Genomic DNA, 13168 nt, shown 5'->3' with positions numbered 1-13168 from the left:
TAGTCGCTTTAGTTATGGGTTTGTGAGATAAACCCATTTTGCCTTCCTAAGTGTATTGTATTATCAAAAAAATTAACTAGTCTTACTCAGCTTCTTCTTCCTCTACATCTTCCCCTGCAGATTTTGCATAGGTAGTTGTAATTTTTAGAGTCATCTCCTCGTCGTTAACATCCGTGAAAACTACAGTGTTTTCTACAGTAAACTCTGTGTTGTCTTCTTTAAGTTCAAGAGCTGTACGCGATTCTACACAATTAGAAAGGATAGTTAACATATTTTCGTCACTTAATTTCCAAGTGCCTTCAATTTTTTGTTGGTCATCACAGTCTTCAGCATTTAGTCCTATCTCGAATAGGTAAGCTCTATCCGATTGGAAATTGTAAACCGCATCTTGTAAACATGCATCATATTGAGAAAAAATGTCTGTACTTGGGTTGTCGGTATCATCATCAGTTAAATCAATTTCTTCATCAGCCACAATGCTTTTTAGAATCCATTCACCAGCAAATGCTGTTTCATGTTCTGTTAATTCTCCTGTTATTTCTTCTTGGCATACCATATCATCATCGTCGTTGTTATCGCAACTAAACATTAAGCCACTTATTAAACATAGAGATACGATACTTTTTACTGCTAAAATTGATTTTTTCATGATTTTGGGTTTTTAATTTGTTTGATTAAGAGATGTGAGATTTTATGATTAGTTGCGTGAAAAAATCAAAAAAAATGAATAAAAAGTGTAACTGTTTTAGCTTTAGAGTATTAAAAGTGTAAATTTTTTAGAGTAAATCATTGAAAACCTATATTATTTCTTTAATAATATGTTTTAATTTAATAGTTTCGGTTTTTAAACTTTTTTACGCTTATGAAATATTTATATACTTTACTGGCTATGGCTATGTTTTTGGGGTGTCAATCCTCAAAAAAGAAAGAGGAAGTACTGGTTACAACCACGCTACCAGAAGTTGCTATTGCAGAAGTTCCAAAATTGGGTCTTACACATGCAAATAAATTGGCTGAGTTACCATTGCACTGTATTAATATTGAGTATCCTAACCGATTGTCTCAAACTCTTGGAGCGGATTACGATTTAAAAGCGCCACATTTTTTGCACCCCGCATTTTATGGTTGTTTTGATTGGCATTCGGCGGTTCATGGTCATTGGAGTTTGGTAAGTTTATTAAAAAACTTTCCAGATCTAGAAGGTGCCGAGCAAATTAAACAACGTTTGCTAAACAACATGTCTAAGGAAAATATAGAAGCTGAAGTCGCCTACTTTCATGGAAAGCATAATAAAAGTTACGAGCGTACATATGGTTGGGCTTGGTTGTTAAAATTAGCAGAAACACTACATACATGGGATGATGAGACGGCAAGAACGCTGGAAGCTAACTTACAACCCTTAACCGATTTGATAGTTGATAAATACATTGAGTTTTTACCAAAATTAAACTATCCTTTACGTGTAGGAACGCATACTAATACAGCCTTCGGATTATCTTTTGCATACGATTATGCCGAAACAGTAAATCACGAAGCGCTTAAAACAGCCATCGCCGAACGTGCCAAAGCGTTTTATTTGAATGATGAAAATTGTCCGATGAGCTGGGAGCCTAGCGGAAGTGATTTTTTATCACCATGTCTTGAAGAAGCAGCTTTAATGAAACGTTTACTGTCTAAAGACGAATTTTTAGTGTGGATAGATAAATTTCTGCCAGAACTTAAAAATAAAAACTACAATTTAGAACCCGGAAAAGTGTCTGATAGAACCGATGGTCATTTGGTACATTTAGATGGTGTGAATTTTTCTAGAGCATGGAATTTTTATAAAATTGCTGAAGACTTACCAGAGTTTAATCATCTTAAAAATATAGCCAACCAAAGTATCAATTATTCTTTACCTAGTATTTTTGAAGATAGTTATGAGGGCGGACATTGGTTAGGAAGTTTTGCTATTTATTCCCTAAACGCTGTTTCTAAAAATTAAACCAATAAAAATGGTTAACACCTAAACATCCATTTGAAAAACTGGTTTCAAAATATTGGCCCAGGTCCTTTGGTAGCAGCTGCGTTTATTGGCCCTGGTACCGTGACGGTATGCACTTTAGCTGGCGTAGGATTTGGTTTTTCCTTATTGTGGGCTATGGTTTTGTCCATTTTGGCAACTATTGTTTTACAGGAAATGTCGGCTAGATTAGGTGTTATTTCTCAAAAAGGCTTATCGGAAATTATTCGTGAAGAAATAAAGCATCCGGTAATAAAAGTATTGGCTTTACTTTTAATACTCTCGGCCATCGTTATTGGGAATGCCGCCTACGAAGCCGGAAATATAAGTGGTGGCGTTTTGGGTTTAGAGGCTATTATCGGTAAAAAAAGTTTGGCTATAGGAGGTTTCTCTTTAAATGGTTTAAGTGTTTTAATTGGAGTCATTGCTTTTTCGTTATTGTACATGGGCAATTATAAAATTCTGGAACGGGTTTTAGTGGCTTTGGTAACTTTAATGAGTTTGGCATTTCTTCTTACAGCTATTATTACAAAACCAAATCTAGGCGATGTTTTTAAAGGTGCCTTCATTCCAAATATTTCAAAAGAAAATTTACTCACCGTTATCGCTTTAATAGGAACTACGGTAGTGCCTTATAACTTATTTTTGCACGCCTCATTAGTTAAGGAGAAGTGGCAAAAACCTGTCGATTTAAAATATGCCAGAAAGGATACTATTGTAGCTGTAGTTTTAGGTGGTATGGTATCTATGTGTATCATGATTTCGGCAGCATCCATTCAAGCGACTGAGGTACACAGTGCTATAGATTTAGCAAAAGGCTTAGAACCTTTGTTTGGGAGTTTTGCTAAGTATTTTTTAGCTATAGGCTTGTTTGCCGCTGGAATTACAAGTGCTATTACGGCCCCATTAGCCGCCGCTTTTGTGATGAGTGGTTGTTTGGGCTGGAAAAGTGATATGCGTACCATAAAGTTTAAAAGTGTTTGGGGGAGTATTATTATTTTAGGAGTTCTGTTTTCTTCATTAGGAATTAAATCCATTGAGATTATAAAATTTGCGCAAGTTACTAATGGTGTTTTATTACCTATAATTGCAGGGTTTTTAATTTGGGTAATGAATAAATCTACCGTATTAGGCGAACATAAAAACAGTTTTAAACAAAATGTATTAGGTGCTATTGTTTTAATTATTAGTATCTTGTTGTCTGTTGCTACCTTAAATAAGGTGTTCGATTTAAATATTTTTTAATCATGCAAACCCGTATAGATCTTAATGCCGATGTAGGCGAAGGCCTTGGCAACGAAGCCGAGCTTATGCCGTTCATCTCTTCTTGTAATATCGCTTGTGGTGGTCATGCTGGTGATATGGAAACCATGACTGCCGTGTCACGTTTAGCAAAAAAACACGGTGTTAAAATAGGGGCACACCCCAGTTTTCCTGATAAAGATCATTTTGGAAGAAAAGCTATAGATATGCCTAGTGTAGCCCTGTACACCTCTATTAAAAATCAAATAAAAGATTTAATTCGAATTTTAGAGGCCGAACACCTGCACCTTCATCATGTGAAGCCTCATGGCGCTTTGTATAATTTAGCTGCAGTGGATGAAAAAATTGCTCAAGTAATCATTGAAGTTATGAAATGTTTGATGTTACGAGTACATTTGTATGTGCCTTATAATTCGGTAATCGCTAAATTGGCTATTGAAAACCGAATTCCAATTATGTACGAGGCCTTTGCAGATCGTAATTATAATGCCGATTTAACATTGGTTTCTAGAAGTGATTCAAAAGCCTTGATAAGCGATTCTGATATCATGGTTGAACATGTTTTTAATATGATTTCAACTGAAAAAGTGAAAACTATTACTGGAGAATTTCAGCAAATTAAAGCAGATACCTTTTGTGTGCATGGCGATAACCCTGAAGCCTATAGTTTAATTTTAAATTTAACGAAACAGTTAAACGCTAAAGGCATTCAAATTATTTAAAAATGAGTTTTAAGCTTTCGTATAAACCCTTTGGTGAACAAGGGATTTTGGTGGAATGGCCAAATCAAATTTCAGAGTCTATTCTGGAAGATGTGTTAGGTTTTAAATCAAAAATAGGAAATGTTGATGTTGCCGATATTGCTGAGGTACGAACAGCTTATCAATCGTTGTTGATTCTTTTTCATACACCCGTTAATTTTCAGAAAAAAATAGAAGTTTTAAAGAATATTTATACTTCAGCTGAAAACGAAGAAAAAAGAACGTCGCAGCTTTGGCGAATCCCTGTTTGTTACGATGATTGCTTTGCTTTAGATTTAGAGCACCTATCAGCAGTAAAAAACATTACGAAATCAGAAATCATGAAACGTCACACCAAAGTGACTTATACCGTTTATTTTATTGGGTTTTTACCCGGATTTTTATATTTGGGCGGTTTGGATGATACTTTAAGTATGCCAAGAAAATCGACGCCTAGATTGGCTATAGAAAAAGGTGCTGTTGCTATTGGCGGAAACCAAACAGGCGTGTATCCATCTGAAAGTCCTGGAGGTTGGAATATTATAGGGCAATCGCCCATTCCTTTTTTTGATAAAAATTTAAATCCGCCTTGTTTTACAGCACCCGGTGATCGCATTCAGTTTTATGCTGTGAATTTAAAAGAGTTTAATGATATAAAAGTATTGGTTGATGCTGGCGTGTATCAAATAGAAAGTGAGGTGACCATTGATTAAGGTTTTAAATAGCGGATTATATTCTAGTATTCAAGATCTGGGGCGTTATGGGTTTCAGGAATATGGAGTGCCGTATTCTGGAGCTATGGATAAACAAGCCATGCTATTCGCTAATACGATTCTCGCAAATGCCGAAGACTCTGCAGTTTTGGAAATGACCATGCTTGGTGCAAAACTAGAATTTCAATGCGACACCTTTATTTGTATTTCGGGAGCCGATATGCGTGCTAAATTAAACGGTACTCGTATTCCTAATTATAAAATGATAGCGGTAAAAGCTGCCGATGTTTTAAGTTTTTTATCAGCAAACGGCGGAATAAGAACGTATTTGGCGGTTAAAGGAGGCTTTAAAACCGATGTGGTTATGCGTAGCCGAAGTATGTATCAAGGCGTTACTCATAATCATGTGATTCAAGACGGCGATTTGTTGGCTATTGAGCCCCAATCCAATCAAAGTTATCCTAAAAATGCTCGTTTAAAAATAAATAAAGATTATTTTATTCAAAGTCAACTAGGCGTTTTCAAAGGTCCAGAATATGATTTATTGTCTGAAGTACAACAGCATTTATTAATAGACAAGCCATTTATTATATCTAAAAATAATAACCGAATGGCCTACCAGTTAGAGGAACTTATAGAAAATACTTTAGAACCCATTATTACCACGCCAGTTTTACCTGGTTCGGTACAACTAACACCTTCAGGGAAATTGATAATTTTAATGAGAGACTGTCAAACTACAGGAGGCTATCCCAGAGTGTTACAGTTAAAACAAGAAAGTCTTAATTGCCTTGCCCAAAAATACACCGGACAACTTATAAAATTTTCGTTATAATAAGGGAGCATTTTATTCTTATCATGATGTGTTTTTTAGTTCGTTTAAGACATGTTGGAATTAAGTCCTTAAAGTATGTCTTGTGTTCTTCTATATATTATGCCTATAATGATCTTTTTTCTAGTGTTAACAGCTCATAACTTAAACAGGTGTTAATTTTAAATTTAACTGTTTTTTAATCTGTAATTAACAGTTTGGTTATTTGTGGAAGTATAGTAGGATTATGTTCTAAACATGAAAGCGTTATCCTCACTGAGATGATGGAAAAAATCTCTTCAATTTATTGTTATATCAAGATTATTTCGAGTTGATTTTTAGATTTCTTTAAAATTCATTGTGATTTTAACATAATAATAACATATATTAGCATCGCCAAATTGGTGTACCAATTTAAAAAACCAGATTGGTTTACCATAACTAGATATTTTATTAACAAAAAAAATTAACAAATGAATTTAAAAACTAAACTAGCTTTAATGTTAATGATGATATTTAATATATCATTGTTCGCACAAGACGGATACCAGGTGTCCGGTATTGTAACAGACCAGGCGGGTGTTCCAATTCCCGGGATTAATGTTATTGTAGCGAAAACAACAACTGGAACGGCTACCGACTTTGATGGTGGTTTTCAATTAGATGTTAAGCCTGGAGATGTACTTCAGTTTTCATACATCGGGTATTTAACACAAACTGTAACAATTACAGGTCAAAAATCAGTAAACGTAGTAATGCAAGAAGACGCAAGTCAACTTGAGGAAGTTGTAGTAGTAGGTTATGGGACACGTAAAAAGAGTGATATTACAGGTTCTGTATCTTCTGTAAAATCTGATGAGCTTACGGCATTTCCAACTTCTAACGCAGAACAAGCGCTTCAAGGTCGTGCGGCCGGTGTTGTAGTTCAGTCTAATAATGGAGGTGAGCCAGGTGCTCCTATTAGTATTAAGGTAAGAGGAAATACTTCTATTGGTGCAAATAGTGGACCACTTGTAGTTGTAGATGGTTTTGTTGGTGCTGAGATGCCACAAGCTGCTGATATTGCTGCCATGGAAGTTTTAAAGGATGCCTCTGCTACTGCTATTTATGGATCTCGAGGATCTGGTGGTGTTATTTTAGTAACAACTAAAAAAGGACGTACTGGTAATTTATCTGTAGAAATTAATACAGCTTATTCTGTTCAAAATACTGCAAATAGATTAGATTTATTAGATGCAGATCAATTTGCTGAATACCAACAATCATTTAGTTCTTATGTACAAGGTACAGAAAACACAGATTGGCAAGATGTAATATATAGAACAGGTGATATTTCTAATACTCAAGCTTCATTTTCTGGAGGGTCTGAGAAAATTAATTTTTATTCTTCTGTAAACTATTATGACCAAGATGGTATTATTGTTAATTCTGCATTTGAAAAATTTACGTTTTTATCTAATGTAGATGCTCAAGTAACAGATAAGTTAAAATTAGGTATGAACGTTTACGGCTCAAGAAGTACTAAAGATGGTGTTTCTACGCAATCTTCAGGAGAAGATGCTGTTGGTGATGTAAATGGTGGAGGTGATGATGTTGTATCATTAGCTATGAGATTTACACCAGATAGAGGGTTTTATGATCAAAACGGTAATTTTTCAACAAACTCAGTAGGAGATGCTATTGAGAATCCTTATGCGGTTGCAAATGAGATTGTTAATGAAACTAAAACTGATGATTTTAGAGCAAACTTATATGCTAACTGGCAAATATTCAAAAACCTTGATTTTAGAACTACTTTCGGTTTTAGTACAAGAAATGAAACTGCTGCATATTTTAAACCTCAAACTTTTCAACTTTCAACTGGAGGTGCAAGTTTAGCAAATTTAAAAAGAACTAATGTGTTAAGTGAAAACTACTTAACTTATAGTGCAGAGCTAGGAAAAGGTAATTTAGAAGTATTAGGAGGATATTCTTTTCAAAATGTAACTAACGAAAGGTTTTCTGCAAGTACTCAAAATTTATTGTCTGATGACTTTATGTGGTATAATTTAGAAGCTGGTCATGTTGAGACTAGAAGAGTTACTTCTTCGTATTCAGCTTCTGAGATTCAGTCGCTATTTGGTAGAGTAAATTATGACTGGAATGATAAATACTTATTCACAGCTACAGTAAGAAGAGATGGTGCTTCAAACTTTGCTGAGAATAATAAATATGCTGTTTTTCCTTCTGGAGCTATTGGTTGGAAAATTTCTAATGAGAACTTCTTAAAAGATAGTAACACGATTTCTAATTTAAAATTAAGAGCGAGTTATGGTTTAACAGGTAATCAAGCAATTTCCCCTTACCAGTCTTTAGCTGCGCTTTTAGTTACACCTTCAACAGAAGTTGGAACTGATGCATCAGTTGCTGTAGCTCAAGAAGCTAATCCTGATTTAAAATGGGAAACATCATACCAAACTAACATTGGTTTTGATTTAGGATTATTAAATAATAGAATTTCATTTTCTTTTGATTACTATAACATTGATACTAAAGATCTTTTATTAGACGCTACGTCAACTCCAGATTACTTAGGTGCTACATCTTTGGTGGTATTTCAAAATATTGGAGAGATTAATAATAAAGGTTTCGAATTGTCTTTAAACACGACAAATATTACTAACAAGAACTTTACTTGGACAACAGATTTTAACTGGTCAACGAATAAAAACGAGGTTGTATCTTTAGTTAATGGTGCTGATATTATTGGTAGTGCTGCTCCAGGGTATTTCTCAGGTAAGAATACTTATATCTTAAGAGAAGGAGAAACTATTGGTTCATTTTGGGGTCATGAGTATCGTGGTGTATATGATGGTGTAAACATACCAGAAGGAACGGCTTTAAAAAATAATTATCAAGAGGCAGGAGATCCTTTGTTTACTGATGTGCCTGATGCAGATGGAAATACAAATGGGGTGATTGATTCTAATGATGAAAAGATTATTGGTGATCCTAATCCAGCTTGGAACTTTGGTTTTAATAATACTCTTACTTACAAGAACTTAGATGTAAACATCTTTTTCCAGGGTTCTGTAGGTGGTGAAATTTTAAACTTAACAAATGTTCAGTTATATAATGGAGATTCAAACACTGTTACCGATGCTTTAGATGCATGGACTCCTACAAATACTGATTCTAACATTCCTTCAAATAAGATTAGAGATAGAGAAATTTCTTCTCGTTTCATTGAAGATGGGAGCTATGTAAGATTGAAAAACCTTTCTATTGGTTATACTTTTGATTCAAATTTTGTTGAAAAAATTGGTCTAGATAATCTTAGATTAGCAGTTAGTGGACAAAATTTATTCACAATTACAAACTACTCTGGTTTAGATCCAGAAGTAAGTTACTTTGGAACTAGTGCAGGTGATACTACTACAACGAATGTAGCACAAGGCCATGACTTTGGAAACTATCCAACAATTAGATCTTTCAATTTAAGTCTTAATTTAAAATTTTAAAAAAAAGAAAAGAATATGAAAACATATAAATATTTATTAGTATTGATTGGCTTTTCAATACTTGGGTGCTCTGATTTAGAGGAAGATCCAAAATCTCAAATAAGCCCGGACGATTACTTTAGCAATTTAAGCTTAGATCAAGTTGAAGGTTTTGTTTCTGGTGCTTATGTACACATGCACCATAGAAACTTCTTATCTAGAGAAATGGGGCAAGTTCTTATGTTCCGTAGTGATATGCTTGCTATTGGTAGAACATCTAATGTACCACGTAAAGAACATGATGATTTTACAGTAAATGTCAACAATGAGTTAATTACAAATAATAGTAATGCATATTGGCCAAAAGTATACCAAATCATTCGTGCAGCGAACGATGGTATAAAAGCTGGAAATCAATTAGTAGGTGAGGTAGAAGAAGGTGTATTAAATGAAGTTATTGCAAGAGCTCGTTTTGCAAGAGGATTAGCTTATTATCATTTAGTAAGACAGTTTGGTGCTATTCCTTATATTGATGATACAACGTTGTTAACTGAAGCTGCTGTTGCTCCAAGAACTCCAGTTGATGAAGTTTATGCAGGTATTATTGCAGATTTCGAGTATGCTAAACAATGGTTGTCTCCTACTGAACATCCAATTAGAGCTATACCTGCACAATCAGCAGCAATTGCTTACTTAGCGTCAGTACATTTAACTAGAGAAAACTGGCAAGGAGCTTATGATGAAGCTACAGAGCTTATTAATGGTGGTTACAACTTAGGTTTAGAGCCTGATTTTCAAGATTTATTTGATTCTGTTAAGATTGATGAATCAATCGAGCCTATTTTCGTATTAGATTTTACAGGTGTTTCTGATGGTGACCAAGGAAGAAATTATGTTGCAGCAATGACAGGAGGTAGAGGTGATTTACAATATTTACCAAATATCACTGGAGGTGGTGGATGGTCAGTTCAAGTACCTGCACTTAAGGTTTATACCACTTGGGATGCGAATGATTACAGAAGAGCTGTTTCTTTTGATGATACTATGGTATTTGAGGAAGGTGGACCAGCGGTGCCTTATACAGAGTTTGTAGCTAACGATGGTTTGAGTGTTAATAGACCTCATGTAGGTAAATATACACGTATGGCAAGTAAAACACCATCTCAAGATGGTAATGCTAGGGGTGCAAAATCTAACTACTGTCTTATGCGTTATGCTGAAGTGCTTTTAATTGCTGCTGAGGCTGCAAATGAATTGGGAAGAACTAGTGAAGCAGAAGGATACCTTAATCAAGTTAGAGAGAGAGCAAGACGTGGTGGTGTAACAAACGGTTTCGTGCCAAGTGCATCTCCTGCAGATGTTTCTGGATCGTCTCAAGATGAGTTTAGAGACATCGTTTTAGAAGAGCGTAGATTAGAACTAGCTTTCGAATTTAAAAGATGGTACGATATTGTAAGAAGAAGATTAGGTGATGAAGCATTTGGACCGAATGGTTTAGAGTCTGAGGTAACTACTGAATCTGGAGTTGGACCAGCACAAAAATTCTGGGATCCAAGTCGTGATTATTTATTGCCAATTCCTGGTGATGAGATTCTTCTAAACCCTAATTTAGAACAAAATCCTGGGTACTAATAAGTTTGTATAAATAATTTTTTAAAATGTTGGTCTAAATTTTAGACCAACATTTTTTTTTGGAATAACTTTTTAAAGCGCTTTGTTTATCCAGTTAGATTGAATAAATATGGGGTTTAGTTTGCTTATCCTTCAATAAGGATTGGATTTATGAGGTTTTGTAAACACCTATAACAGGTAGTAAAAGTAGTTTTTTTATGATCCATCTTTTACCTAATAAATAATGTGTTAACAATATTTGATAAGGTGATAAAGAAGATTAAACAAGAGCTAAAGCGATATCAATCATTTCTCTAAAAGTCGTTTCTCGTTCGGTACTTGTAGTACGCTCTCCCGTAACCAACGAATCTGAAATAGTTAATATAGAAAGGGCATTGACACGGTGCTTTGCAGCAACCGTATATAGTCCCGCAGTTTCCATCTCTACACAAAGTACTCCGAATTTGGACCATTTTTTATAGGATTTAAAATCGTCGGCATAAAATTCATCAGAACTAAAAATATTTCCTGCTTTTATAGGAATGTTCTTTGATTCAGCAGCTTTTAATGCTTTTTTGAATAAGTCGAAATTTGCGGTTGGTGCATAATCAGCACCGTTAAAACGTATTTCGTTTAACCCTGAATTTGATGAGGCAGCCATGGCTAAAACAATATCTCTAATTTTTACATCTTCCTGATAGGACCCAGCACTTCCTACACGAATTAAATTTTTTACATCATATTCGGTAATAAGTTCGTGTGCATAAATAGAAATAGAGGGGATTCCCATGCCAGTTCCCATAACAGAAACACGTTTCCCTTTAAAGGTTCCTGTATAGCCAAACATGTTTCTTACTTTGTTAAAACAAACCGGGTTTTCTAGAAAAGTTTCTGCAATCCATTTGGCTCGTAAAGGGTCGCCAGGTAGTAATATGGTTTCTGCGATGTCTCCTTTTTTGGCTTCAATATGAACACTCATACATGTATTTTTTAATAATTAGAATTTGAAGTGGTACCGTTTACGATGGCAATTCCAGACGATGTTCCTAAGCGTTTTATACCTAAATTGATATAGTGTAAGGCAGTTTCGGCATCTCGAATGCCTCCTGAAGCCTTGATTTTAGTGTTCGTAGTACAGGCACTTTTCATAATTTTAATATCATTGGTGCTAGCACCACGTGAACCAAAGCCTGTAGATGTTTTTATAAAGTCGGCTCCTGCTTGTATAGCAATCTCACTAGCTTTTAAAATTTCAGAATCATCTAAATAACAGGTTTCTAAAATCACTTTTAAAACCTGGTTGGGCATGATGCTTTTAATGGCTGCAATATCCTGTTCTACGGCTTGGTAGTCTTTGCTTTTTAATAAGCCGATATTGATAACCATATCAATTTCATCGGCACCATCTTTTAAAGCGTTTTGTGCTTCTGCAACTTTCGCTTCTGTGCTCATGGCCCCTAAAGGGAAACCTACCACCGAACAAACTTTAACCTTCGACTTTTCTAAAGTTTTTTTGGCGAGTGACACAAAACAGCTGTTTACGCAAACTGAGAAAAAATGATATTGTTGGGCTTCTTCACAAAGCGTTATAATGTCATTTTTAGTGGCGGTTGCTTTTAATAGTGTGTGATCAATGTATGGGCTAAATGGATTCATGCGTTAATTTTTTATAACGGTATATGCTAAAAGGGGGGTATTTTTCCCGTAGCTGTTATAAAGGTATTAACATTTTTCTATTTAACCTTGTTTTACTGTTAAATAGAATGTACCTGTCTAGTAGATTTATGCTAAAATTTGCTGTGAGTGGTGATTGAATCTTTTAAAGATTCGGAATTCGTAGACTCAGATTTTTTAGCAGCAGATTCTAAGTATTTCTTGTAGATTTTACTGTTTCTTTGTTGTCGGCTGTTATTATTTAAGCCTTTAAATGCGGGAGTTACTCCAAGACGATCGGCACCAACTTCAAGAAATTTAACAGCCGAATCAAAATCAAGAATGTCACCAGAAGCTTTAATTTGAGCGGCATCTTTAATGGTTTTTTTAATGATTTTTATAGCTGTAAGTGTGGCGCCACTTTTTGTAAACCCTGTAGATGTTTCTATAAAATCGGCTTTAGCATCGATGCAAATTTCACTAATTCTAACAATCTCATTTTTGTTTAATTCTGAAATCTCTATTATGACTTTAAGAGGAATATTACCAATAGCCATTTTTACGTCGCTAATATCTTTTAATACCGAAACATAATTTTTACTCTTCACATAACCTAAGTTTACAACCATGCCTATTTCTTCAGCACCATCTAAAATGGCTTGTTTTGCCTCGTAGATTTTAGATTTAGTCGTAGCGCAGCCCATCGGAAAACCAACAACAGTAGTTACTTTAATTTCTGTATCCTGTAGAAATTGTTTCGCCAATGATACGTACGAACCGTTTACACAAATGCTAAAACAATTGTTTTCTCTTGCTTTATTGCATAAGTCGATAATTTCACGTTCTGTACTTGTCGATTCTAGGAGGGTGTAATCTAGGTAAGGTGAAATGTTCAT

The 13168-nt window shown here is 34.8% G+C and carries 11 protein-coding genes; 7 read left to right on the top strand and 4 right to left on the bottom strand.

Translation table 11 applies throughout. The annotated features are described in order from the left end of the window. Positions 1–82: 82 nt before the first annotated feature. Positions 83–649 (bottom strand): DUF5004 domain-containing protein, encoded by a 567-nt coding sequence (locus A6I66_RS14615; protein ID WP_067151008.1) that lies wholly within the window; start codon positions 647–649, stop codon positions 83–85. A 213-nt stretch (positions 650–862) separates the two neighbouring features. On the opposite strand from A6I66_RS14615, the gene A6I66_RS14610 reads away from it, so the two are divergent. The 7 genes from A6I66_RS14610 to A6I66_RS14580 all read left to right on the top strand — a co-directional run bounded on the left by A6I66_RS14610 (position 863) and on the right by A6I66_RS14580 (position 10640). Next, the gene (locus A6I66_RS14610; protein ID WP_067151005.1) at positions 863–1984 is read left to right on the top strand and encodes a DUF2891 domain-containing protein; all 1122 of its coding nucleotides are present in this window, start codon (positions 863–865) and stop codon (positions 1982–1984) included. Positions 1985–2017: 33 nt separating this feature from the next. After that, positions 2018–3247: an Nramp family divalent metal transporter gene (locus A6I66_RS14605; RefSeq protein ID WP_067151002.1), complete on the top strand. Its 1230-nt coding sequence runs from the start codon at positions 2018–2020 to the stop codon at positions 3245–3247. A gap of 2 nt (positions 3248–3249) precedes the next feature. Further along, a complete protein-coding gene (gene pxpA / locus A6I66_RS14600) occupies positions 3250–3987 on the top strand; it encodes a 5-oxoprolinase subunit PxpA (RefSeq protein WP_067150999.1) in 738 nt (245 codons plus the stop codon). 2 nt (positions 3988–3989) lie between these two features. Further along, positions 3990–4718, top strand: coding sequence for a 5-oxoprolinase subunit PxpB (gene pxpB / locus A6I66_RS14595; protein WP_067150996.1), 729 nt, complete (start codon positions 3990–3992; stop codon positions 4716–4718). Next, on the top strand, positions 4711–5553 hold the full coding sequence (locus tag A6I66_RS14590; RefSeq protein WP_067150993.1) for a 5-oxoprolinase subunit C family protein: 843 nt from the start codon (positions 4711–4713) through the stop codon (positions 5551–5553). Before pxpB ends, A6I66_RS14590 begins: the two co-directional genes overlap by 8 nt. Before the next feature lie 449 nt (positions 5554–6002). Beyond that, positions 6003–9029 (top strand): SusC/RagA family TonB-linked outer membrane protein, encoded by a 3027-nt coding sequence (locus A6I66_RS14585; RefSeq protein ID WP_067150991.1) that lies wholly within the window; start codon positions 6003–6005, stop codon positions 9027–9029. Between the two features lie 15 nt (positions 9030–9044). After that, positions 9045–10640 (top strand): RagB/SusD family nutrient uptake outer membrane protein, encoded by a 1596-nt coding sequence (locus A6I66_RS14580; RefSeq protein ID WP_067150989.1) that lies wholly within the window; start codon positions 9045–9047, stop codon positions 10638–10640. Positions 10641–10899: 259 nt separating this feature from the next. Here A6I66_RS14580 and deoD read toward each other — a convergent pair whose 3' ends face one another. The 3 genes from deoD to deoC (A6I66_RS14565) form a co-directional block, all read right to left on the bottom strand. Further along, positions 10900–11598, bottom strand: coding sequence for a purine-nucleoside phosphorylase (gene deoD, locus A6I66_RS14575; protein WP_067150984.1), 699 nt, complete (start codon positions 11596–11598; stop codon positions 10900–10902). An 11-nt stretch (positions 11599–11609) separates the two neighbouring features. Further along, complete coding sequence (gene deoC, locus A6I66_RS14570) at positions 11610–12275, bottom strand: deoxyribose-phosphate aldolase (protein ID WP_067150981.1); 666 nt, start codon at positions 12273–12275, stop codon at positions 11610–11612. 131 nt (positions 12276–12406) lie between these two features. Further along, a complete protein-coding gene (gene deoC, locus A6I66_RS14565) occupies positions 12407–13168 on the bottom strand; it encodes a deoxyribose-phosphate aldolase (RefSeq protein WP_067150978.1) in 762 nt (253 codons plus the stop codon).

The sequence above is a fragment of the Pseudotamlana agarivorans genome, from assembly GCF_001642835.1.
In the GTDB taxonomy this organism is placed as follows: domain Bacteria; phylum Bacteroidota; class Bacteroidia; order Flavobacteriales; family Flavobacteriaceae; genus Pseudotamlana; species Pseudotamlana agarivorans.
This window is presented reverse-complemented; position numbering and strand designations above follow the sequence as displayed.